This window comes from Geodermatophilus sp. URMC 60 (assembly GCF_053502585.1).
On the sequence record NZ_CP199958.1, the window covers coordinates 4,602,357 to 4,627,198 of the forward strand.

The following is a 24,842-nucleotide window of genomic DNA, read 5'->3' on the forward strand; positions in this document are numbered from 1 at the left end:
CCGCCGTCCTGAAGGAGAAGGAGTGACCACGACGCTGGAGACCCGCCGCGGGCTGGGCTGCGGACCGCTGACCGAGCGCTTCGACGAGGCGCTGCTGTTCGCGTCGCGCCACCACCGGGCGCAGCTGCGCAAGGGCTCGCGGGTGCCGTACATGACGCACCTCATGAGCGTCAGCGCGCTGGTGATGGAGCACGGCGGCAGCGAGGACCAAGCGATCGCCGCGCTGCTGCACGACGCGGTCGAGGACGCGCGGCCGGGCACCGGGTGGTGCGGTACTCGGCGACATCCGGTCGCGGTTCGGGGACGCCGTCGCCGACATCCTGCGGGCGTGCTCGGACGGTCTGGACGTCGACGGAAACCGCAGCGGGACGTGGGCCGAGCGCAAGCGTCCGTACGTCGCCGGCCTGGCGCACAAGCCGATAGACGCGCTTCTGGTGACCGCCGCGGACAAGACGCACAACGGGCTGTGCATCGCGGCCGACGTCCGCCGGTACGGGCAGGGCTTCTGGTCGACGTTCAACGCCTCGCGCGAGGAGCTGCTCTGGTACTACACGAGCGTTGAAAGGGCGGTCGTCGCGCGGCTGTCCGGCAGCTCAATCGCCGACGCACTGCACCGTGCCGTCGACGAGTTGCTCATTGCTGCTGGAGCCGAGCGGTCCGCCGTACCGGAGGAGATGCCCTAGCGGCAACGAGGCTCCGGGCCTGCCGTCACCCGTTCGGGTCGACCTCGACGGACGACTGTCTGACCGGTCCTTCCTGTCACAGGGCTGTGATCATCTTCGACCACCAGCGCTCGGAGGAGGTCAGGTGGCCAGGTCGATCGGGGATTGGTTCGCGGATCACGCGCGGGAGTTGCCCGATGACTCACCGGACGACGAGGTCGTCGAACGGCAGGCTCCGTGGGACCTCCAGTCGTTAGGCCTGTCGACCACCCGGTCGGCTCGCCGCGATGGGGGCTTGAGCGCCAGGACCGCCTGGACGTCACGGTCCCGGGCTGGCGGTGGCCGGAGCGCCGCCGCCGGATCGCCTGGGCGAAGTGGCGGGGCGCCATCGGCTCGAAGCTCCTCGAGCTCCGTCCCTAACAACGCGTTTCAGAACGACCGAAGCCGGCGGTAACAGATCAAGGCGCAGGCCAGCTGAAGCAGCCCCAGGTGGATGTCGGCGCGGCGTTCATACCGGGTGCGCAGCCGCTTGAACGCGTGCAGCCAGGCGAAGCTTCGTTCAACCACCCAGCGCTGCTTGCCCAGACCCGAGCCGTGGGCGACGCCGCGGCGGGCGATCCGGGGCGTGATGCCTCGAGCGCGCAGCCGGCGGCGGTAGATGTCGTGGTCGTAGCCGCGGTCGGCGAACAGCTCCCGCGGTCGACGACGCGGGCGCCCGCGCCGGCCCCGGATCGGCGGCACCGCCTCGACCAGCGGGATCAGCTGGGTGACGTCGTTGCGCTTGCCGCCGGTCAGGGTGACCGCCAGCGGGATGCCGCCGGCATCGCAGATCAGGTGATGCTTGGAGCCGGGGCGGCCGCGGTCGACCGGCGACGGGCCGACCTGGTCCCCCCTTTGAGGGCGCGCACGTGGGAGCCGTCGACCGCGCAGCGGTCCAGATCCAGCACACCGGCGGCGCGCAGCTCGGCGAGCAGCAGCTCGTGCAGCGCCGGCCAGACGCCGGCCTCGGTCCAGTCCCGCAGCCGCCGCCAGCAGGTCACCCCGGAGCAGCCGACCAGGGACGTGGGCAGCTGGTTCCAGGTGATGCCGGCCTTGAGCACGAAGACGACGCCGGCCAGCGCGGTCCGGTCGTCGATCGGCCGGCGGCCCGGATAGCGGTGGCGACGGGGCTTGGGCGGCGGCAGCAGCGGAGCGATCCGCTCCCACAGCCCGTCGGGCACGAGCTCCTCGATCACCCAGGCCAGCCTGCTCAGGACCGGCCACGTCCTACGGCAGCCACGCCGAGGTCAAAGTGAAACGATCTTTAAGTCGGTGCGCAAGAAGATCCTTACCGCCGCCCGCGTCGACCCCCGAGCTGACGCTAGGAGCCTCGCGGCCTCGCTCACGAGGGCCGGCACTCCGGTCACCCCGGCCCAGGTCGCAGCCGTCCTCGGGCGGCCTCTTGCGACAGCCGGCACCCGTGGGCACGCGACCGACACGAGTCCAGTTCCTCGAAAGCTGGCATCGGAGATCCGCCGTGTCGCGCACGCCAACCCGCAGATGGGTCACAAGAGATTCGCCGCGCTCTTGCGCGCGCATGGAGTTGACGTGACCAAGGCCCAGGTCGCCGAGGTGCTGACTCGCCGCTGGCGCTTGCCCTCACGGGACGGACGTGCCACCAAGGGCACGAAGCCGGCCATGGTGATCAAGGTCAACGCGGGCGCTCAGACGAGTCGGACGCTCCACGAGACCCCGTTGTGCCCGTCCTGCGGCATGCGGCTCCGCGTCCTTGCGATGTGCCGTTGCTCTTGACCTCGTTCGCAAGCGGGGGCGGTCAACGCTTGCGCGCACCCCTGCTCTCCAACTGCGCGAGCACCCGCGCCCACTCAGCACCCCGCTCGGATGTCGGGAGGAACTCCCGGATCCGCTCAGCAGCACTGGCTAACTGCGCGGCGACGGCGCATTCCTCGTCCGCCCAGGCGGCGAAGAGGTCCGCACAGCGCCGGTCGAGCAGGTGGTGCACCGAGTCCAGACGTCAGCACCCGGGCACCTCGTGAGCACCCGCGCGTCCCATCCGTCCAGCTGCGCAGCCGCGCCCCGGACACCCCATTGGAGGACGACGGCGCAGGGCCGGACCACCTACATTCCGGCAGTTCGTCGGGCCCAGACCGCACCTTGTGAGGAACCGACCGTGACGCGTGGCGACCTCGAACGCACCTCCTTCAACCAGGAGGTCGCGCCCACCATCGCGGCAGCGATCGGCGTCCCGGAGCGCTCACCCGACGGCCGGTCCGACCGGTTCGCCTACTTCGCCAACGCGACCCGCTTCCTCGTCGTCGCCGGACCACAGGAGGGCGACGCCGTCCAGCTGGCGCTGGCGTACGGCATGACCTGGGCCGGTGACCGCCGGCTCGTCCTGGCCCTCCCCCATGACCACTCCACGGCCACCACACAGCGCATCCCCTGGTTCGGCGACGCGCGCCGTCCCGAACTGTGGCTGCACGACGGGGTCACCGCCCGGCCGGCACCCGTTCTCGACCGGACGGCTGCCGTCGCTGCACTCGGTGCGCGTCTGGAGGACGGCGACGTCCGCGCGGACTTCAGAGTCGCGTCGACCGCCCTGCACCTTGGCGCCCGTGCCGGCGCGGTCGGCCTCCTCGTCAACTGGGCGACCCGTGACCCTCGCCTGGACCCCGCACACCGGCAGAACGAGCGCTCCTGGCACTACATGGGGCAGCGGGTGCTGTCCGTCCGCGGCCGCCGGGGTGGCGTCCGCGTCCTAGCCGGCATCCACGGCAGCACCGACGACCGCGCACCCGTGGCACTCGCACTCGACCACGGAACCCGGCTCACCGACGAGCAGCTCGCCGAGGTGCGCAGCGCGGTGGAGGCGGGGATCGCCCGGCGTCTCCAGCCGGGCGAGGGCTCCCTGCACCGTCTCGACGAGCACTGGCTGCAGGCCGTCCTGCGACGCCGTCCCGACCTCGTCGGCATCGAGCAGCCGGCGCTTCGCGAGGTGCCGGCCTGGCGTCCCCGGGACACGCCCGCACGGTGGAGCCGCGGCTACGTCGACCTCCTGGGGCTCGACGGCCACGGCGACCTGCGCGTCGTCGAGACCAAGCTGGTCACCAACAACGACGCCCTCCTCGTGCTGCAGGGCCTCGACTACCTGACCTGGGCGCACGCCTACCGGGACGTGCTCACCGAGAGGCTCGGCGCCTCGTCGGCGGCCCGCCTGGTCCTCGACCTGGTCGTCGGTGCCGACGCGGACGGCCAGGTCGCCCTGTCCCGGTACAGCGCCGCCCTGCTGGCCGCCCTCGCCGACGACGTCGCCTGGTCGGTGCAGGCCGTGACCGACTGGTTCGGCCCGGACGTCAGCCCGTCCGTGGTGTCCCCCGTCGAGCGGACCGTGCTCGCCGAGTGGACGGAGCCCGCCAGGACGGGTGACGACGCCTTCCGCACCGCCTGCCGTGCCACCGCCGTCCGCTGGAAGGAGCGGACCGCCGCGCTGCCGGATGACGCTCGTCGCCCGGCGCCGTACTGGGGCGGCCCGTCGTCCGTTCCGCTGAACTTCTGCCTGCCGGTCGAGCACGCCACGGCCAACCTGCTCCCCGACGTCCGCGAGGAGGCGCTGTCCCTCTTCGCCGAGCTGGGTATCCCCTGGCACCGGGGCCACGGCGCCGGGCCCGGCAACCACCTGCTGTCCTCGCAGGTGCAGTGCGTCAACGCGCTCGCCCGCATGGTCCGTGACCCCGCTCGGCTGCAGAAGGCGTTCGGCGCGGTCCTCAACGTCGCCGAGGTGCTGCCCATCGAGCCGGGACGTCACCTGACGTTCGAGTTCATCGGCCCGGCCGACGTCCTGGGCGAGGCGCGGGGCGGCAGCCGCACCCGCGGTGCGCAGAACACCAGTGTCGACGCGGCCTTCCTGTACCAGACGTCCGAAGGCGAGACCGAGCTGGCGCTCGTCGAGTGGAAGTACACCGAGGAGTACCGGCGCGGTCGCCCGGCCGACCCGGTGAAGGACGCCATGCGGCGGCAGCGCTACCAGCACCTGTGGGCGGCGGACGACGGTCCGCTGCGCACCGACGTCGTCCCGTTCGAGGACATGCTGGCAGAGCCCTTCTACCAGCTGATGCGCCAGCAGCTCCTCGCGCATGAGCTGGAGGCGCGAGGAGAGCTGGGCGCCTCGGCGGTACGGGTCGTGCACGTCCTGCCGCCGGCCAACAGCGCCTACCAGGCCAGCCTCACCCGGGACAGCCACCGCCAGGCGGGCGCGACCGTCGACGAGGTCTGGACGCGGCTGCTGCGCCGGCCAGACCGGTTCCAGCACCTGGACCCGGCCGTCTTCTGCGACCCGAGGGTCACCTCGGACGAGTACGTCGCCCGCTATGGAGAAGGCGTCGCGTAACGGACCTGACCGCGGACGTCGGGGCCTGTGCACCTCACCGCTGCACTCCCAGCGCTGGCCGCGGATGAGCTCTTCCTCTCGTACAGCGAGGACGCCGAGATTCGCGGATCGGCTTGCGGAACCTCGACGTCCGCTTGCGTCCCACCCGCATCAGGCACTCGCGCCGCTCCAACATCCGTCACAGACAGCAGGTAGGAAATCGCCATGAGTGACACCGCGGACGCTCTCCCGCAGCAGGCCGTCCCCAGCTCGAGCGGAGCGAGTGCATCACCGGTGTCCGTCGACGTCACCGCCACGAGGGTCCTCAGCTACGCCCTGGCACACAACCAGGTGCCCGTGGTGTCCCGGGTCGCGGTCCGCAACGCCGGAGCTCCCGTGTCCGGGGCGACCATCCGCCTCTCGGTGCGCGATGCCGAGGGGGCGATCGGCAGTCCCGTGCAGCTCCATGCGGACCTCGGCGAGTCGGCCACCACCGTGCTGACCGACGTGCCACTCCGCCTCGACCCCTCAGCGATGCTGCAGATCGAGGAGCAGCGGCCGGGGACCATCGAGGTGGAGGTGGTGCAAGGGGACCACCCGCTCGCGCGGCAGGCGGTTCCCGTCCATCTGCTGGCCGCCCAGCAGTGGCTGGCCACGCCGCCGTCGCTGGCCCTGGAGATGCTCGCGGCGCACGTGCTGCCCAACCACCCGTCGATCACGACGCTGGTCGACGAGGCCGCGGACCTGCTCCAGGAGCGCACCGGCAGCCCCTCTGTCCAGGGCTACCAATCGGGTCCCGAGCGGGTCGACCAAATCGTGGCGGCACTGACCGAGGCCATGTACCGGCGGGGCATCCGCTACAGCGAGCCGCCGGCGAGCTGGGCCGACATCGGGCAGAAGGTGCGTACGCCCGGCGATGTCCTCGACGGGCGCATCGGCACGTGTCTGGACACGGTCGTCGTCCTGGCCGCGGCACTCGAGCAGGCCGGCATCCGGCCGATGCTCTGGATCGCCGAGGGCCATGCCTTCCTGGGCTACTGGCGGGAGGAACGACCGGTCGACAGCGCGGCCACCACCGACATCCCACCGCTGGTGAACCTCATCGACCTCGGCCTCGTCCGCCTTATCGAGACCACGCTGTTGACCGAGCGCGGCAACGGCGCGGCACTTCCAGACCTCCATCGCCCTGCCTACGCTCGTTGGCTGACCGGAGACCTGGACCGTGTCCTGGGTGTCGTCGACGTCCACCGGGCCCGGCAGGACCGCATCGTTCCGCTGCCCGCCCGGACCAGGGACGCCGACGGCACGGTCCAGGTGGTGGAGTACCGGCCGGCCGTGCACAGCACACCGGCCCGGCCCGTGCCGGCGAAGCCGGCCGGAACCGCGGCCACCGGCCGGGTGGAGGTGCCGGCGCGCGTCCAGCAGTGGAAGAACGCTCTGCTCGACCTGAGCCTGCGGAACCGTCTGATCAACTACACGGAACGATCCGGACTGGCCCTGACCGTTCCGGACGACTCGCTGGCCGCTCTCGAGGACATGGTCAACGAGGGCACCGCGATCACGATGCTGCCCTCCGACCAGATCGCCGAGGTGCAGCGGGCGCGGGGGCTGCGGTCGGCCCGCGAACTCCCCCAGGACCAGCTCGCCGAGATCCTGCACCAGCGCCGGGCCGTGTTCGCCGACGTGACCGAGGCCGCATACCTGACCCGGTTCCGCAACCTCGCCTACAAAGCCAAGACCGTGGTCGAGGAGACCGGCGCCAACAACCTCTACCTGGCTCTGGGCAGCCTGGTGTGGGAACTGGACGGCCGGCCGCTGCGCTCGCCGCTGGTGCTCGTGCCCGTAAACCTCAGCCCGACGGCGCGCAACAGCGCCTACCGCCTGACGCTCGACGAGTCCGGCACGAGCACCCCGAATTACTGCCTGCTGGAGAAGCTACGCCAGGTTCACGGCCTGTCTGTGCCGGGGTTGGCCGAGCCGGCGGAAGACGGCGCGGGCATCGACCTGGACGGCGCGTTCGAGTCCATGCGCGTGGCACTGGCCGAGCGCGGTCTCCCCTACCGGGTGGAGCCGACGGGGGACCTCGCCATCCTGCAGTTCGCCAAGTTCCGCCTCTGGAAGGACCTCGACGAGCACTGGGCGGACTTCACGAGCAACTCGCTGGTCGCCCACCTGGTGCACGCACCCACCGAGCCCTACGTCGACCCGGTGACCACCGGCGCCGAGAACGTCGACCTCGACGACCTGGGCGCGCGCTGCCCTGTGCCCGGTGACGCGTCGCAGCTGCGGGCTGTCGCCGAGGCCGCGGCCGGGCGGACCTTCGTCCTCGAGGGGCCGCCCGGTACCGGCAAGTCGCAGACCATCACGAACCTCCTCACCCGTGCGGTCGCCGATGGCAAGCGCGTCCTGTTCGTCGCGGAGAAGCGCGCTGCGCTCGACGTCGTCGCTCGGCGGCTCGAAGCGGTCGGCATGGGCCCGTTCGCCTTGGACCTGCACGACAAGGGCAGCAAGCCAGCTGTCGTCCGGGCCCAGATCCGCCAGGCACTCGACCATGCGGTCGACGTCGACACCCAGGGACTGTCCACGGACCGCGAGGACCTGCGGTCATCGCGGCGCAGCCTCGGCCGCTACGCGCAGCGGTTGCACGAGGAGAACGGCGGCGGCCTGTCGCTGTACACGGCACGAACCGCACTCCTGACGGCAGGAACCGAGATCCCGGCCCTGCCGGTGCCGACCTCCTTCGTGGCCTCCACCACGGTCGACGCCACCTCGGCGCTGCGAGAGCTGCTCGCCGGCCTGCCGGACGTCGCGGACCAGACCCGGCCTCGGCCAGGACACCCCTGGGCGTTCGTCGACACCAGTGCAGTCGACGTCTCCGCAGTGCAGCAGGCCGCCCGGGTCGTGGACGACGCTGTCGCAGGCCTGCCCTCGCACGGCCCACTGGCCACCACGCTGCGGGCCGTCCGGACCTCGCGTGACCTGGACGCCCTCGCCCAACTGCTGGGCGGACCCGCGGTCGGTCTCGACGTCCTGGACGAAACGCGCTCCTCGCGGTGGGACCAGGCAACAGGCGCCGTCGCAGGAGAGGTCGCCGCCTTCGTGGCTGCGGCGCATCCCGGCCTCGATGTGGCCACCCCCGCTGCCCTGGACCTCCACCTGGCCGACATCCACGCCGCGGCCACCGCAGCCGCGGCGTCGAGCTGGTTCGGTCGCAAGAAGCGGCTCATCGCCGTCCGTGACCAGTTGGCCCCCGCGCTCCGGCCGGATGCCGTCGTGGAACCGAAGGCGGTTCCCGCGCTGGCCGCCGCTCTCCTGCAAGTGCAGAGCGCCGTCCGAGGGCTGGCGGAGCGTGCCGGTGTGGTCCCCGGGCTCGCGGTGCCGCCGGCGTGGAACCCGCTCACCGACGCCGGCCGACGTGTGCTCGACCGTCAGGTGGAGTGGCTGCGCCGTGCCGGCGCGGCGGTGGAGTCCGAGGAGGGCTTCCCCGGTGCGCTGAGGGCGCTGCTGGCCTCCGGTCCGGTCGTCGACCCCGCGGCCGCCGCTGCGATCGGCCGGGCCCGGGACGCGTTCTCCGGGCTGCTCGCCGCCTGTCACGCCGGGGATGAGCGCCTGGGATCGTGGGCCGGCGATGAGGGCCTGCTCACCCGATGGGCGGTCACTCAGCGGGAGCGTGCCGTGGAACAGCCCGGCCTCCCGTCACTGCAGCGCTGGGTCGACTTCCTCGCGGCCGTGGAGCCGTTGCGCTCGGCCGGCCTGACCGAGGCCCGTGACGTGCTCGTGGCGGGCACGCTTCCGGCGGACGACGCCGTGCGCGCCTTCGACCGGGGGTTGGCCGAGACCTCGGTGGAGGAGCGCCGTCTGGCCACGGGGCTCGACACCTTCGACCCGGCGACGCACCAGCGTGCCATCCGCCGGTTCACCGCCGCGTCCCGTGCGGTGCGCGAGCACCTCCGGTCGGCAGTGCCCGCAGAGGTGCTCGACAGCCGTCCGTTCGACGCGACCAACAGCCTGGGGCGGGTCGGTGCGCTGCAGCGGGAACTCGCCAAGCAACGGCGCGGTCTGGGCGTGCGTGCCCTGTTGACCACCTATGGCGACCTGATCACCGCTGTGATGCCGTGCGTGCTCGTCAGCCCCGACTCCGTGTCGCGCTTCTTCCCGGCCTTCGCGGGCCTGTTCGACGTAGTCGTGTTCGACGAGGCGTCGCAGATCCGGGTCGCGGACGCGATCGGTGCGCTCGGCCGCGCCAAGACTGCGGTCGTCGTGGGCGACAGCAAGCAGATGCCGCCGACGACCTTCGCCGAGGCGGGGTCGGGGAGCGCTGACGACGACGTCACCGAGGACGGGCTGGAACCCGTCGTCGAGGACGAGGAGAGCATCCTCAGCGAGTGCGTCCAGGCACGTGTGCCGCGACAGTGGCTCTCCTGGCACTACCGGAGCCAGGACGAGTCGCTCATCGCGTTCAGCAACCGTCAGTACTACGAGAACCGGCTGTCGTCCTTCCCCGCACCGGTGCACGGGCGGGCGTCCGCGGGGCCGGACGGTCGAGGTGTCGCACTCATGCGCGTGGACGGCCAGTTCCACCGGTCCGGTCGCGGCAAGCTGCTGCGCACCAACCCGGTCGAGGCCGAGGCGGTGGTGGCGGAGATTCGCCGTCGGTTCGCCGCTTCGCCCGCCGAGGTCCCGTCCCTCGGGGTGGTCACCTTCAACCAGCAGCAACGGGCCCACATCGAGGCGCTGCTGCGTGACACGGGCGACGAACGGCTCACCGAGGCGCTCGAGCGCACGGACGGCGAGGGCCTGTTCGTCAAGAACCTGGAGAACGTCCAGGGTGACGAGCGCGACGTCATCCTGTTCTCGACGGGATTCGGCGTGAACGAGCGGGGCGTCCTGCCGCTGAACTTCGGGCCGCTGAACCGCGCCGGCGGTGAGCGCCGGCTCAACGTCGCGGTCACCCGTGCGCGGCGCCAGGTGGTCGTGTTCTCGAGCTTCGACCCCGCGCAGCTCAGGGCGGAGGAGACGTCGTCCGTCGGGATCAAGCACCTGCGCGCCTACCTGGACCTGGCGGCGCAGGGCACCGACGCGCTCCCTCAGAACGGTCGAGCGTCGTCGGTGCCCGACCGTCACCGGGACGAGATCGCGGCAGCGCTGCAGGAACGGGGCCTGGTGGTCCGGAGCGACGTCGGGTTGTCCGACTTCAAGGTCGACCTGGCGCTCGCCAGCCCCGCCGCCCCCGAGCAGCCGGTGGTCGCCGTGCTGCTGGACGGGCCGGCGTGGGCCGGCCGCGGCACGGTCGGGGACCGGGACGGGCTCCCGGTCGATGTCCTCAAGGGCATGCTCAACTGGCCCGCGGTCGAGCGGGTGTGGCTGCCGTCGTGGCTGAGCGACCGTGACGCTGTGCTGGACCGACTGGTGGCCGCGGTTGACACCCGTCCGGAGCCGGCGCCCGAGGCGTCTCAGCGCCCGTCGGGACCGCCTTCCCCGTCGGACTCCGTGCCGAAGGCGGCGGAGTCTGCCTCGGTTCGACCCGTCCCGTCCGCTCCGAAGAAGATGGGCGAACAGGTCGCGACGCTCGACGGCGAGACGGCGTTCGTCCCTTGGGAGCCGGGTCGGGTCGGGGACCGCAGCGTGCTGGACCAGTTGGCCGTCCCTCGGGCGGCAGAGGTCGTGCGGACGACGCTGCTGGCGGGAGCACGCGCCGAGGGGCCGATCCACCTGGACCGGCTCACGCGGCTGACCGCGGCGGCGTTCGGTCTCGGGCGTGTGGCTCAGGCGCGGAAGGACGCCATCGCCAGGCTCATCCCCGCCTCACTGCGGGTCGGTGACTTCGTGTGGCCGGAGGCCGGCCAGGCGTCGACCTGGCCGGGCTTCCGTCGACAGGCCTCGAGCAGTGACCGGCCGCTGGAACACGTCGCTCCCGAGGAAATCGGCAACGCGATGGTGGCGTTGTGCCGTGCCGCTGCAGGCATGTCCGAGGACGAACTGTTCGCCCAGACCTTGGAGGTCTTCGGTTACCGCCGGCGCACCCCTGCGCAGGTCGGTGTGCTGGAGGTAGCGCTTGCCCACGAGCTGGCGACGGGCCGGCTGGCTCGGGAGGACGACGGCCTGGTTCTCAGCACTGGCGGATGACGCGGACCCACGTCGGTCCACTCGACCCACTGCTCGCGTGACCGCTCGTCTGGGCACGGCAGTCAGGCGTTGGTTGATCGCTGCGCTCCACGAGACGCGGGAGTGAGGGCTGGGGCGTTCAACCACGACAGCGACGCCGACACCGCATCCACACGAATCTCGCCCACACGAATGAGGAACCGCTGTGCCATACCGCCTGCCGAAGGCTTTGAGGGATCCAAACAACACGCACACAGCGGTCAGCTACCTGCGGACCTACTACAGCCTGTGCGGCAGCCAGCGATACACCGGCTCCTATTTCGACGACTGGGAGACGACGGACCCATACCGATTCACAGCCGATGACCTCGTGGCAGTGAGCTTCCTGTCGGTCTACGTCCCGTCGATGGCTGCTCGTGAGTTGCTCCTGGATCCGGCGAATCGCTTCGAGTCCCTCCTGAGGGACATCGGACCGGACCACGACCTCGCTGAGGTCGACAGCGCCATTAACGAGCAGTGGTCGGCCTGGCGCCTGTACTCAGCCCTGCGCCGCCTTCCCGGCGTCGGGCCGACCATCGCGAGCAAGTTGTGCGCACGGAAGCGCCCACGACTCGTCCCGATCTACGACTCGGTCGTTGCCCGTGTCACCGACTGCTACAAGCGCCAGTGGGAGCCACTGCGGCTCGAACTCCGGGAACACGGCCTACAGGACCGACTGATCGGCCTGCGCCAGGAGGTGGAAGTGTCGGCGTCCGTGTCGCTGCTCCGGGTCTATGACGTGGTGGCGTGGATGGAGGGCAAGGACGAAGCAGGGCCTGTCACGCAGGAAGAGGAGCGTGGCTCTCGTACGGCCGACCCGCCTCATGAGGACTTCAGCGCCTTGGACGACGAAGACGGGAGGAACCCAAGCGGCACGTCTGGCAATGACGCCAATTAGCAGGCACGAGCCCGCTCGGCGAGCGCCTCGCCCAGCGAGCGTTGGCGAGCGAGGTCCTCTCGCGCCTCATTTTGGATGAGGTAGCGGCGACGAGCCAGGCGGACACCCACACTCGTCACCGGGCGGAGGATCACGACCCCAGTGGCCGTCTCGACGACCAGTCCGGCGGCGTGTGCAGCCACGAGCGTGACGCCCTCCTCAGCGAGGATGGACTTCACCTCCTCGACGGAGGCGCCGCCACGGTGGGCCTTGAGGGCGCGGAGAGCCGCGATGCTGAGGCCGGTGACCGGGATCCACTCGCGTACGAGGCTTCCTGCGTCTAGGGACCCGGCCGCCTGCTGCAGCGTCGCGGTCAAGTCGGCGTTTTGGACCCCGGCGTCGATGACGTCCATCCCTCGCGCAGCCGCCGCCTCCGCAACCTCGCTGGTCGCGATGACGTGCTCGATGTCGGGATATCTGTCGAAGTGCTCCGCCAGGTAGTCGACGGATCCGGTGGCCTTCATCTGCACGACGCCGACGACCTCGTCGTCCTGGAGCAGTTCGGCGTCCCATCCCGGCTGGTTGAGCTTCTCAGCGAGCTCGAGGCCGTCAGCTCCCTCCGGGAGGTCCAGCAGGCCAGCCTCGGCCCTGTGCTCCACGACGTCCTCGAACAACGTCCCCTTGACGCCGTTCACGAAGCCGCCAGCCGAGGCGCTGTCCACGGGAGCGAGGAGGAAGCCCAACGCCCGGGGGTTCCAGTTTCCAGCCCACCCAAGCCGCTCCAGCGCCTCGATGACCTCCGGTGGCCACTCGTCCTCAGCTGCGGCGAGGTAGCCGTCGACCGCCAGTCCGGCCGTTGCCCACGTCTCCGGCGGGACCCTTCGCAGGTCAGCCACCCTGCGACTGACGACGTCCCTGGGAAGCGCCGTCGCCCCCAGGCGCTCCAGTCGCTTCTTCAGCGCCTCCACCCGCTCGGCCAGCGGGGTCACTCGGCGCCCTCGAGGACGGCGACGCGCGCGCGGAGGTCCTCGATGAGCCCCTGCTGCAGCGTGAGCACCTCGAGCATCTGCTCGACGAGAGCGCGCTGCTCCGCCCACAGCTTGGCCTGCGTGGCGATTTCGTGTGCCTGTTCGCCGACATGGGCGGCGACCTTGAGCCCCTCAGACGTGACCTTCTTCCCCTGCTCGAAGACGGGTGCGAGCTTCTTGCCCGCCTCTGTGTCCGCGACCCGCTCCCCTGCTGTGACAGCGACGCTCTTCAGCCGCCCCAGGAAGCCGAAGCCCTCGCTCGTCCGCGCCTCGGTGACCACACCACTCCCCTGTCATGAGTCTTCGCCTGCCGAGGACATCGACGAGCGACCCGGCGCATCAAGCCGACAGACGGCATCCTCATCAGTTCGAGAGGGCCCGATCCACCTCACCAGTCCAGAAAGTGCATCGAGTTCTGCGCACCCGTGGCGAAGTAGTGCGACACATCGGTGCCGAGGACCCGTTCCGCGAAGTCGTCGCATACCGGCGACAGCAACCGGCGGAGCCCCACCGCGGCTTGCCTGCAGCACTTGGGGTGGCCGCGGTCATCCGACTGCTGTGCGTGCTTCTTCCCGAGTGGCACCACTAGCTTGAAGTGGCGTTCCGGTTACGGTCCGTCCGTGGCAGACCTGACGCCGGGCGTCTACGAACACCTGCTGACTGAGGCACTGACCAGCCGACTCGCTGGCGCGGACTCCGACCTTGTCTCTTTCGGCGAACTAGACCCCGTCAACGCGCACGAGACGCTGACTCGCCACATCGCCGAACTGGCGTCCCGCGCTCTACGCAGTGCTGGTGGCAGCGACCGGGCGGCGGTCGGCCGCCAGGTGCAGCTCGCCAACGACATAGTCAAGGCGATCACCGCGCTGGCTCCTGAGGCCGCCGCTCCCGAAGACGCCGTCGTCGAGCCGCCGCGCACACTGCTCGCCGTTGCCCCACCCTCCCCCACGCCCGGCCCGGCAACGTTCCCCGAGCGGCCGGCCGTGCCGCTGTCCACGAGCGCGCTGCTCGTCAACGGCCGCGGTCAGCCGCGCATCGGCTACGAGGTGAGCCGCGAGATGGCCTCCGCTGACCGGGTGGACCTGCTGTGCGCCTTCATCAAGTGGCAGGGCCTGCGGGTCATCGAGAAGCAGCTCGGCGAGCTGCGCGAGCGCGGCGGCCGGCTGCGCGTCATCACCACCACCTACATGGGCGCCACCGACCAGCGCGCGCTGAACCGCCTGGTCGAGCTCGGCGCCGAGGTCAAGGTCTCCTACGAAACCCGGACGACCCGACTGCACGCCAAGGCATGGCTGTTCCGCCGTGCCACCGGCCTGTCGACGGCGTACGTCGGCTCGTCGAACCTCTCCCGCACCGCTTTGACCGACGGCCTCGAGTGGAACGTGCGGCTGTCCAACGTCGAGCAAGCGCACCTGCTCACCACGTTCGCCGAGACCTTCGACAGCTACTGGCTCGACCCGTCGTTCGAGACCTACGAGCCGCACCGCGACGGCGACCGCCTCCGCGGCATTGGCTGCGGAGCGCGGCGGTCCGTCCGACCTCCCCATCGAGATCACTACGCTCGATGTCCGTCCCTTCGGCTACCAGCGGGAGATCCTCGAGGCGCTCGACGCCGAGCGGACCGTTCACAACCGGTGGCGCAACCTCGTCGTGATGGCGACCGGCACCGGCAAGACGGTGGTCTCTGCGCTGGACTACCGACGCCTGCGCGAGAGCGGCATGGTCGACCGGCTTCTGTTCGTCGCCCACCGCGAGGAGCTGCTGACCCAGAGCCTGTCGACGTTCCGGCACGTGCTGCGTCAGGGCGACTTCGGCGAGCTGTTCGTCGGCGGTCAGCGGCCCCGCGAGTGGCGACACGTGTTCGGTTCGGTCCAGTCGCTCAACCAGCTCGACCTCGACGACCTCGACCCCACGCACTTCGACGTCGTCATCGTCGACGAGTTCCACCACGCCGAGGCCGCCACGTACCGGCGACTGCTCGAGCACCTGAAGCCGACCGTCCTGCTCGGTCTGACGGCGACGCCGGAGCGGGCTGACGGCGCCGACGTGCGCACCTGGTTCGACGGACGCACCGCCGTCGAGCTGCGGCTGTGGGAGGCGCTCGACCAGGGCCTGCTCGCGCCGTTCCAGTACTTCGGCATCCACGACGACGTGGCGCTGAACCAGCTGCGGTGGCAGCGCGGCCGCGGATACGACACCGCCGAACTGACCAACGTCTACACCGGCGACGACCACCGCGTCCGGCTCGTCTTGCAGGCGGTGAAGGACAAGGTCGAGGACCCCGGCCGGATGCGGGCACTCGGCTTCTGCGTGAGCGTCCAGCACGCGCAGTACATGGCCGACCAATTCAGCAAGGCCGGCATCCCGAGCCGCGCAGTGACGTCGACGTCGACTCGCGAGGAGCCGGCCGCAGCACTGGCCGCGCTGCGCGACCGGACGGTCAACGTCCTGTTCGCCGTCGACCTGTTCAACGAGGGCCTCGACATCCCGACCGTCGACACGGTGCTGTTCCTCCGGCCAACGGAGAGCGCGACCGTGTTCCTCCAGCAGCTGGGTCGCGGCCTGCGCCTTGCCGAGGACAAGGCCTGCCTGACGGTCCTCGACTTCATCGGCGCACAGCACAAGGAGTTCCGTTTCGACCTGCGCTTCCGCGCGCTGACCGGCAGCTCGCGACGAGGTCTGCAGCGCGACGTCGAGCAGGGCTTCCCGACCCTGCCGGCCGGGTGCCACATCCAGCTCGACCGCGTGGCACAGCGGATCGTCCTCGACAACATCAAGCAGTCGCTGAGCGTGTCGTGGAAGGGGCTGGTCAGCGAGGCCAAGCGCGAACAGTCGCCGTCGCTGGCCGGCTTCCTCGCGGAGACCGGCGTCGAACTCGAGGACCTCTACCGCGGCAACGGCCGCAGCTGGCTGGACCTGCAGCGTGCCGCCGGCTGGGTCGACGACGCGCCGGGGCCGGACGACGCAGCCCTAGGTGCCGCGCTCGGCCGGATGCTGCATGTCGACGACCTCGAGCGGCTGCGGTTCTTCCAGTCAGCCGCGCGGCCTGACACCGCAGCGCAGACCAGCGCTCGACTCCGGCGGCTGGCCGCGATGCTGCACTTCTCGCTGTTCGGCTCTCGCACGCCGTTCAGCAGCGTCGAGGAGTCGCTCGCTCGACTCCTGGCTAATCGGGGCCGCGCTCAAGAGCTCGTCGAGCTGAGCGACGTCCTGCACGAGCGGATCCACCGGGTGGCTCGCCCGCTGAGCGAGGCCGGCGACCGTCCGCTGCACATCCATGCCCGCTACAGCCGCGACGAGGCGCTGGCGGCCTTCGGACTCGAGGACCTCAACGGCACGTGGGGCTCCGGTGTGCGCTGGATGCCGGGCGACAAGGCGGACGTCTTCTTCGTGACCCTGCAGAAGACGGAGGCGCACTTCTCCCCCACCACGATGTACGCCGACCACGCCATCACGCCGACGCTGTTCCAGTGGGAGTCGCAGAACGCGACGGCCGAGCGGTCACAGACTGGGCAGCGCTACATCAACCACCGGGAGATGGGCACGTCGGTGCACCTGTTCGTTCGCGAGTCCAAGACGGCGGACGGGACACTCGGCACGCCGCCCTACCTATACGCCGGGCCGATGTCCTACGTGTCCCACACCGGCGAGCGCCCCATGCGGATCCTCTGGCAACTCGATCACGCCCTGCCGGCCGACGTTTTCCACGCTGCAAAGGTGGCATGAAAGCAAGCCGACGTTGAAGGCTCCATGCGAATGGAGGGTTGAGCCTCAACTCCGACGGAAACGCTCCACCAATCATGCATGCCATCCGGTGCCATTGAATGACGCCTCAGCCACCTCCCTGTTCGAGGGCCGCCTGCTCGACGGCGTCGAGAGCTCAGTCGAGTCGATCCGCGGGAGCACGACGGAGCTCATCAGGGAGTCCCTTCGAGTGCACCACCGCAAGCGACCGATTGGCTCTCGTCAGGCTCGTGTACAGAAGCCCGTGCCTCCCCAGGTTCTTGGGAAACTCGGCCGGCTCGGCTACGACGACACCGTCGAACTCCAAACCGCGAGCGTCATTCGCTGAAAGCACCCGCACTGTGAACTCCCCATCGGAGTACTCATCGCTGCCTGACGCGCGTGCCTTCCATCCGTGTCTCACGAATGCCTCGCGCAGCGGATCGGGCATCACGCCGATGACCGCTACCGTGCCGCCCCGGTGTTCGCGTGCGAGCTTGGCCCCTGCCGTGACCAGCGCGGTGGGCATCTCGTCCGGACCTACCTTCCAGGTGATGGGACGGCGTCCTTCGTCTTGCACCGCCACCCCATGCCGCTCGTGTCTCGGCAAGAGCTGGCCAGCGAACTTGTGGATCGCCGTCGTCGATCGGAAAACGCTCCGGTAGTCCTCGATGTGCGTGTCCGCGGGCAGATCGAGGAAGTCCAGACTCTGCTGCCAGGACATGCTGCTGTGATCCGAGCGACGCTGGTTCATGTCGCCGACGAGCGTCCAGCCGGCGTCCGGACGCACCAGTAGGCACAGGATGCGCCATTCGATCGGACGCACATCCTGGGCCTCGTCAACGACGACGTGCCCTGGCGACTCGAAGCGGTGCAATCCAGAGGCAAGCGCGCAGTAGGCCACCAGTGGCGACAGTCGTTGACTGCGCAGAGCCGTGCTCCAGTCCGGTAGCGCGCGCAGATAGGCGATCCAGTCCGGCGGCGCGAAGCCCGCCTTGGCTTTCAGCTCCTGATAGATAACGCGCGCGGCCTCCGACCTCGACTCCGTCTCGCGAAGTCGACCTCGCCGACGCAGCATGTCCACTGCCGAATCGACCAAGGTGCAGAGTTCTCGATCGAAGTCCTGGTAGGTCTCGTCGTCCGCCTCACCGTGCTGATCGCCCAAGTCCGGAAGGATCTTGCGGAAGAGCTCGTCGAGACTGCGCACGATGACCCTGCCATCCGGCACGAGGTCACGAACCGCTCGCGTCGTGTGCTTCACGTAGTTGTTGGTAGGACCGAGCAGGAGCACCTTGCCCGCGACCGGGGCGCCCTCCCGAGCTGGGTGTACCAGGTAGGCGGCGCGGTGGACCGCAACGATGGTCTTCCCAGCGCCGGGGTGCCCCTGTATCACGAGCGGTGCTGTCGCATCCCACTTGACCAGAGCGTGCTGGCGAGGCTGAAGCGTCGCCAACACCTGGTGGAGCTCCGCCCGCCGAGGAGAGGTCAGAGCTCTGAGCAGGGCCTCCTTGTGGCGCAAGGTTGTAGCGTCAGCGACTAGAGGACTGATCGTCCGTGGAACCTCGCGGACCGGCCCTCGGGCTGGGACCGCTCGCCGAGCCGGCTCAGTGCCTACCGGCTTCTGATGTGGAGGACTTTCCGGGTGCCCGTGGGCAACGGGAACATCCGGAGACGGGCGGCGCGTCGGCGGCCGTGGCACCACCAACGCTGTCTTCCGATCGAAAGCCGTCGCACCAGTTCCCGAGTCTCGGCGCTCGTCGTCGTACCCCACAATGTCGTCCCCGCGCGGCGTGAAAGCCCGCGTGATCTGTACGTCGCCGAGTAGATCCGCACCGGGGCCGTGGCCGTAGAAGGCGTCCGCAGCGGGCGCGGCCCAGCTGATCACCACGAAGTCGCGTTCCCGGGCGTACCACTGCCCGATGTAGACGTCGTCCGTCTTCAGGAGTGCGTCTGGTGCAGTCAGTCCGATCCGTCCGACGAATGGTTGAGGAATCGGGCGTTCGAGCTGCGGCATCCCCTTCCTTCCTCTGGCGGGTTCAGAGACCCGCGGCTTAGCCGACCGAACCGCTCTTCTGGCCTTGTCGGTCAAGGTCTGCACATACCGCTTGTTCCGCGCCCGCTCGTCAGCGAGGACCGCTGGGTCCTGAGGGCTCACTCGCTCACCTCGAGAACACAGACAGCCAGCGGAGACACCGTCACGTCCGGCGCACCCGTCTTGTCGAGATCGCTCAACGTCTGGCGGTGAGCCTCCTCGCGGCGAGCCAACTGGCTGTCGAAGAGCTTCACGCCTCGACTCTTGCCGCGCTCGAGAGCTGTCCGTCGACGCGCCCGGATCGAGGCCCGCGCCCGCTCGTGCTGGTCCTCGAGAAGGACTCGTCGAGACTCGATGAGCGCAGAGATCTCGCTTCGCCGCCGCTCGTTCTCGCGGAGCATTCGATCGTCCATCAGCTCTTGGAGGAAGTCGACGCATCTCATGAGCGACGTTGGGACCGGTTGCTGCCCCTCCTGCAGCTCACCAGTGGCCAGTCGAGCTAGGAGGACATCCACGTACTCGTCGCCTACGAGCCGACCATCCGCCCGCACGGCCGTTCCCCAGATTTCCTGGCCAGCGCGCGGCGCCTCCCACCGCGCGACCGCCAGCTGCACGACGAAGGTTCCCAGTTCTAGTTCCCCGCGGGCAGCCACGCGAACGACTGCAAAGCGAGCACGACGATGCTCAGGCACATTGGCAGCAGCCAGGACGAGAGGATGCCGCGCCGACAGCAGGTCCATCGTCTGGCTCGTCCGCGCGGTCTCCTGGTCGAGCACGAGGTGCAGTTCCTCCTGATTTCGAAGAGCGCGTTCGTAAGGGCTCGCCTCGTCGCGACTCAGCCGTTCATCGATCACGAGGCGGTGGAGTCGGTCGGCCATGTCGCGGTTGCCCCGAAGGCGTAGGCCCGCGCCCCCGTCAGCAACCACAGGAGGGGGTGCCTGACACAGAGAAGCCCAGTCCTCGAGTACGCGTTGGAGTTCGGCAGAACCGACATACCGGCCCGAAGCAACGAGGTTCCGTTCCAAGCCGGCTACATCGTCGGTCGACGCCCCTAGCAGGAACGGTGTAGCCGTCGCGAGATCTTCGAGACTGCTGCGCTGCTCCTCGATCGCGGCCAGCGCATGGTCCGCCTTGGCCGCTCGCTGCTCGTCGCTGAGATCGAAGTCGAAGACGACATCCTGGAGTGCTCTCAAATGATCCGTCACGATCGGTTCCAGCGCCCCGATGCTGCCCTCGAAGACGCCGATCCGAGAGAGGAGCCGCTGCTTGATGCGGTCGTCCAGAGCCGCAGGGCACCAGACGTTGAGGATCGAAATCCTCTCCTCCGCCTGCCCGATTCGATCGATGCGCCCGATGCGCTGCTCGACCTCCATGGGGTTCCATGGCATGTCGTAGTTCACGATCACCGAGCAGAACTCAAAGTCCAAGCCCTCACTCGCCACCTTGTTGGCCAGCACGAGGTCGTACCGGCCAGCACGGAAGTCCGCCATGACCTGGTTTCTGCGGTCGCGGTCGACGCCTCCGTGGAGAACTGCCACCCGGCAGCGGTCCCGGAGGCGTGCTTCGAGGTAAGCGAGCGTCGGACGAGAGAAGGTGAAGAGCAACGCTCGACGTCCCGAGTTGATGACCTCCAGTAGCCCCGGAACGACGGCGTCGAACTTGCTGTCGACCTCACCGAGCGCATCCGCCGCCTTCAGGAGCTCAGCGTGCGGCCGGAGCATCGGGGGCTTCGTCGTTGCCAGGGGCCCGGTGATCGAGTCCTCATCCGCGACCTCGTCCTCGACACTCCAGCGCAGAACCGCGTCCCTCGCAGCAGGCAGACAAGCGGAAGCCAGGCGTAGAGGCATCTGCATCGCGAACCCTGCCGGCTGGCCAGCCGCCGCAGCACGGTTGCGGCACCAGGTGACGTACTCGTCGTAGAACCGTGACTCTGCTGGGGCCCACGCGACTCGCGTGTCCATGGCTTGCCGCAGTGCCTTCTTCTCGTCCACCTCCACCCGTCGAGTGCGGGTGAAGACGGAGGAGAGGACGTTGAGCTCCGAGAGGTAGCGCCGCGCCTGCACAATCTCTCGCACACTCAGGTCGTCACGTTCCACGATCTCGCGCAGTGAGGCGAACTCCCTTCGCCTGACTAGAGGGCGTCCCATAGAGAGGGAGCGCATCCCATCCAGTGCTCGCAGACGAGTCGCACCATCGACACCTGGTGCCGCAAGGAGCCCACCCACGCGGTTCAGGACGACGTTGGGCTCCAACTGCAGCTCCAAGGACCCGGCGTCTCCGAAGTCTCCTGGAGCTAACAGTTCCAGCAGGTTGTACAGGTCCTCGTTCCGCAGATTGATGGGGGTTGCCGTCAGCAGGACGAGCGCCTCAGCCCAGTCACTCAGCAACGCGCCAGCCTGGTGGGACGCCGTACTGGCGTTCCTCATGTTGTGCGCCTCGTCGACGATGGCGAGGCTCAATGGCCCCGCCAGATCGGCCAGCTCCTCCATCGATTCCCACATGCGAAAGCGTTCGAGGCTGACGATGTAGGAGAACCGGCGCGGTAAGCGGTTCTCGCGCGCCCGCTGTTCGAAATCGCTGGCCGCTGCTCCTGAAAGTTCGGTCAGGTGGAACCCAAAGCGGTCCTCCATCTCGCGTCGCCACTTCGCGACGAGCGATGCCGGACAGACGACGAGCACCCGATCGGCAGACTTGCGCGCCTCGAGCTCCGTCCACACGAGGCCCGCCTCGATCGTCTTACCAAGACCCACCTCGTCCGCGATGAGGATGCGGGACTTGCCCGACTCGAGCATGCGGATGACCGGACGAAACTGGTACGCGCGGAAGATGGTCCGCGTCGCACGGAATGAAAAGAGTGTGTCGGTGAAAGCGCCGGCGAGTTTCTCGCGCGTCAGCGTCGCACTGAGCCGACGTGCCGTGTCGGGAGACTGCGTGATCCAGTCGCGGACCGTGTCACTGGATTGCAGCCCCGTCAGCATGTCCTCGCCGAAGGTGACCTGCCGTCCGTCCACCCGGAGTTCGTAGATCCATCGGCCAGCAGCGAACCGGCGGGCTCGTACGGGATGGTCGCGGCCCGTGTTCACGACCACGACGTCGTCGTTGATCGCGAACCGCGGGGCGGGCACATCCGTCCCGATCGGCCACAGGTGGTCGAGCCACGCCTCCGCATCTCTCAGAGCGTGGTCGTTCGGGAGGGCCTCGACGTCAACGCGCTGGCTCGTGCCAGCCGGCGCGCCACGCGAGACGACCAGACCCCGAGTCTTGGTGGGCCCCGAGAACCAGTACAGCCCCTCGGGGAGTTCGACTTCGGGCTGGCCCAGGTGGCGAACCTCCCCGAAGAGTTCGCGATGATCCAAGCGAGGCGGCCCGAGGAAGAGTGTGTCCATACCGGGAACGACGGCGGCTAGATCCGCCGCGTCTTGAGCTTCGGGGTGGTACCCGACACTCGTTCTGACCTGCTCCGCCGTGTAGCCGAACATGCTTCTTCTCCCCCGCTGCGGACTGCCAACAGCGAATCACGATCAGCGACCAGAATCACTGATTTCAGGTAAGACTCATTCCGATGGGTAGGTCCGCCAGGGACGCGCCATTTCTCTGCCGTGAGCGCTCTAGACGGCGCGAGGCCAGTCGGAGCACCCGCAGCGATCCGCCCTCGGCTCGCTGCGGCTGACGCGACTCGGCATTCGGAAGACTGCAGACTGACCGCCGACAGAATCTCAAAGTCTCGACGCCGTCGTCCGCAGAAAGTCCAATTGGGCCCTCTCGCTATTGGTCTGCAGTCGAGGGACCCACCGGTGGGTTACTCCGTATTGGTCGTCGCCTCGGCCCGCGCCTCGCGTAGCTCATCCCGTAGCTCGTCGATGAGGACGCTGCCTCGGGAGGGCACCCTCCAACACTCCCAGCCGTCGTGACTTCCCCCGTCGGTCACCGTGGCGCAGGCTCCGGACGGAGTAGCACTGATCTGTCCACCGGTGTGGTGAAGCTGTCCATCAGCCAGGACGACGCACCGGTGCTCCTCGCCGGCCCGCGGACGAGTCCAGACCAGCTCGTCCCCGACCGACAGCTTGTCGGCCGCGACCAGGTCCGCGATTGAGACGTCGGAAAGCCCTCTGGATGCGCCGTCGGTTGCGAGGACATCCGAAACTTCATCCAACGACTCGCTTGATCCCCCGCTGGGACGCGGCCACGCGGCGATCGCGATGTCCGCCAGCCAGTGCCCGCGGGTCATGATGCGCGATTCGTCCCAGACGGCTGCCCAAGCGTCATCGGTCAGCCCTTGGTCGGCGTCGGGTGGGGCAGTAAGCACCGACGACAACGTCAGCCTCAGCAGGCTGTGCTTCTGGATCTCTGCACGCTTCGACGCCCACGCGCGGTTGCTCACCGCGGGATTCAGCTTCGCTGTCAGCAGCGTGAGGTTGCCCAGCCGGTGCACGGCCTCCTCACGTGCTGCCTCGGCCTTGGGGGTGGCCTCGTCGAGCGCCCAGTGCTCCTGCCACTTCTGCGGCAGGAGGTGCTCCACCGTCAGTCCCCCTTCGGAGGCCCGCCGGACGGCGTCGCTCTCGGACATGCCGGTGGTGAGCTTGTTGTCGAGTCCTACGAGGAGCGCTCGGAGCCGACCGCGGATGACGCGCTGGTACAAGCCGGGAGCCAGCAGGTCGCGCCGGAACCACTCATCGCCGGGCCAGACCCGGCTGGGTGCAGTTTCCTTGGCCAATTTCGCTTCGACCGCGACGCCCGCCTCCTCGGGCGGAGCGGACTGAAGATCGCTCAGGACGCTCCGCATCAGGTTGTTGTAGTCCTTCGACGTCATGCCGCAGATCGCTCTGCGCATGAGGAAGGAGTCGATCGCGGCAGCAGCGCGTTCACGCTCGGAGGCCGGGATGTCCGCACGGCCGTGCAGATACAGCAACACCGGCCAGGGCGTGTTGGTGTTCGTGGCCTGCATGCTGTCCACCAGCCGACCGGTGGCCGTGTCGGTGTGCAATTCGAGCAGCCGCAGATAGGTGGTACCGAACCTGCCCAGTTCCTCGATGACGTCGCCTGCGTTCGCCTCAGAGAACTGCAGCCACTTCTTGAAGTCGGCGAACAGGTGCTCGACGGAGACTTCAGAGCCGGAGCGCATCGTCAGCCAATGTGCGATGAACACATCGACTCGCGCTCGCGTGATGCGGCCCGAGGTCACGTCGTCCCGCCACGGCGAGGAGTCAAACACCAGCCAGTGCTTCATCAGCAGGTCGTCGGCGCGCGCTTGCTCACCCTGCTGATCAACCGTCTGGAACAGCAGGTTCTTGATCAGATCGGCAGGGTTCAGCCTGGTGCCTCGATGGTTCAACGCCTCGAAGATCACCTGCGCGTCGTCGCGAGCGTGCAGAGCGATGTGCACGAGTTGGACACGCTCCTCCAGCGCGAACTGCAGCGCGTCCAGCCGGTCCCCGGAGTTGATGCCCTCCGCAGCCCACGCTCCGATGGTCCGCTCGAACCAGATGCGCGCCTGGACGAGTCGGTGGTCGCCCAGGACGGTCTCTCCAGGCGCTCCTCGTTGCACCGCCCACGCGAAGCCGGCCTGGTCCTGCGGTAGGGGAACGAGTTTCTGCCGGTCCGACGGATGCTTCTCGTGCACCGCCTTCTCGGGGTTCTCCAACATCCCGTCCAGCCGGCCGGCGGTGGCGTCGTAGCCGCGAGCCAGCGCAACGGCGCGCGCTGCGGCCAGGAGAACCTGCAGCGTGGTGAGTCGCTGCTGACCGTCGATCACGTGCATCGACGGCAACCGCTGCGGCTGACGCCACCGGTCTTGCGTGACTATCGCACCGAGGAAATAGGTCCGCGGGTCCTGCTGCGCAGCGCCTTGGGCAAGTTCGACCTCCACCTCCTCGGCGGCCTGTCGGACGTCAGCCCACAATGGCTCCCAGTTCTCCTCCTGCTTCCACACGTATGGCCGCTGGAAGTGCGGGATGACGAACACCTGGTTGTTGGCCAGGATCTTGCCGAGCTGGACGTCAGCTGCCTGCAC

The 24,842-nt window shown here is 69.0% G+C and carries 11 protein-coding genes and 2 pseudogenes; 7 read left to right on the forward strand and 6 right to left on the reverse strand.

Annotated features, from left to right (window positions below; genetic code table 11):
• Positions 1–22 precede the first annotated feature (22 nt).
• Together ACWIX3_RS21725 and ACWIX3_RS21730 are read left to right on the forward strand one after the other, a co-directional pair.
• Positions 23–238, forward strand: a pseudogene (locus ACWIX3_RS21725) (HD domain-containing protein); the annotation flags it as partial.
• 196 nt (positions 239–434) lie between these two features.
• Positions 435–683: a hypothetical protein gene (locus ACWIX3_RS21730; RefSeq protein WP_448612515.1), complete on the forward strand. Its 249-nt coding sequence runs from the start codon at positions 435–437 to the stop codon at positions 681–683.
• Positions 684–1,091: 408 nt separating this feature from the next.
• Here the strand turns inward: ACWIX3_RS21730 and ACWIX3_RS21735 are convergent.
• A protein-coding gene (locus ACWIX3_RS21735) for an IS5 family transposase (RefSeq protein ID WP_448609426.1) occupies positions 1,092–1,897 on the reverse strand; the annotation gives its coding sequence in 2 pieces (ribosomal slippage) (positions 1,092–1,558 and positions 1,558–1,897; 807 coding nt in all).
• Between the two features lie 935 nt (positions 1,898–2,832).
• On the opposite strand from ACWIX3_RS21735, the gene ACWIX3_RS21740 reads away from it, so the two are divergent.
• From ACWIX3_RS21740 to ACWIX3_RS21750, 3 genes are all read left to right on the forward strand, one after another.
• Positions 2,833–5,049 (forward strand): PGN_0703 family putative restriction endonuclease, encoded by a 2,217-nt coding sequence (locus ACWIX3_RS21740; RefSeq protein ID WP_448609427.1) that lies wholly within the window; start codon positions 2,833–2,835, stop codon positions 5,047–5,049.
• 204 nt (positions 5,050–5,253) lie between these two features.
• Complete coding sequence (locus tag ACWIX3_RS21745; RefSeq protein WP_448609428.1) at positions 5,254–11,154, forward strand: DUF4011 domain-containing protein; 5,901 nt, start codon at positions 5,254–5,256, stop codon at positions 11,152–11,154.
• A 184-nt stretch (positions 11,155–11,338) separates the two neighbouring features.
• Entirely contained in the window at positions 11,339–12,070 is a 732-nt protein-coding gene (locus tag ACWIX3_RS21750) for a DUF6308 family protein (RefSeq protein WP_448609429.1), read from the forward strand.
• Here the strand turns inward: ACWIX3_RS21750 and ACWIX3_RS21755 are convergent.
• Positions 12,067–13,038 carry a hypothetical protein gene (locus ACWIX3_RS21755; RefSeq protein WP_448609430.1) on the reverse strand — a complete coding sequence of 324 codons (972 nt, stop codon included), beginning with the start codon at positions 13,036–13,038 and terminating at the stop codon, positions 12,067–12,069. The genes ACWIX3_RS21750 and ACWIX3_RS21755 overlap by 4 nt on opposite strands.
• Positions 13,035–13,358: a hypothetical protein gene (locus ACWIX3_RS21760; RefSeq protein ID WP_448609431.1), complete on the reverse strand. Its 324-nt coding sequence runs from the start codon at positions 13,356–13,358 to the stop codon at positions 13,035–13,037. Before ACWIX3_RS21760 ends, ACWIX3_RS21755 begins: the two co-directional genes overlap by 4 nt.
• A 777-nt stretch (positions 13,359–14,135) precedes the next feature.
• Between ACWIX3_RS21760 and ACWIX3_RS21765 the strand changes: the two are divergent.
• A pseudogene (locus ACWIX3_RS21765) lies at positions 14,136–14,468 on the forward strand (phospholipase D-like domain-containing protein); the annotation flags it as partial.
• 118 nt (positions 14,469–14,586) lie between these two features.
• Positions 14,587–16,803 (forward strand): DUF3427 domain-containing protein, encoded by a 2,217-nt coding sequence (locus ACWIX3_RS21770; RefSeq protein ID WP_448609432.1) that lies wholly within the window; start codon positions 14,587–14,589, stop codon positions 16,801–16,803.
• 154 nt (positions 16,804–16,957) lie between these two features.
• On the opposite strand, the gene ACWIX3_RS21775 is transcribed toward ACWIX3_RS21770, so the two are convergent.
• From ACWIX3_RS21775 to ACWIX3_RS21785, 3 genes are all read right to left on the reverse strand, one after another.
• Positions 16,958–18,814 carry an AAA family ATPase gene (locus tag ACWIX3_RS21775; RefSeq protein ID WP_448609433.1) on the reverse strand — a complete coding sequence of 619 codons (1,857 nt, stop codon included), beginning with the start codon at positions 18,812–18,814 and terminating at the stop codon, positions 16,958–16,960.
• Positions 18,815–18,951: 137 nt separating this feature from the next.
• Entirely contained in the window at positions 18,952–22,311 is a 3,360-nt protein-coding gene (locus tag ACWIX3_RS21780; RefSeq protein WP_448609434.1) for a DEAD/DEAH box helicase, read from the reverse strand.
• Positions 22,312–22,631: 320 nt separating this feature from the next.
• On the reverse strand, positions 22,632–24,842 hold the full coding sequence (locus ACWIX3_RS21785; protein WP_448609435.1) for a GmrSD restriction endonuclease domain-containing protein: 2,211 nt from the start codon (positions 24,840–24,842) through the stop codon (positions 22,632–22,634).

Coding starts and splice junctions, on each gene's coding strand:
- ACWIX3_RS21745 (WP_448609428.1), top strand. CDS start 5,254: ATGAGTGACACCGCGGACGCTCTCCCGCAGCAGGCCGTCCCCAGCTCG.
- ACWIX3_RS21775 (WP_448609433.1), bottom strand. CDS start 18,814: ATGCCGCAGCTCGAACGCCCGATTCCTCAACCATTCGTCGGACGGATC.
- ACWIX3_RS21780 (WP_448609434.1), bottom strand. CDS start 22,311: ATGTTCGGCTACACGGCGGAGCAGGTCAGAACGAGTGTCGGGTACCAC.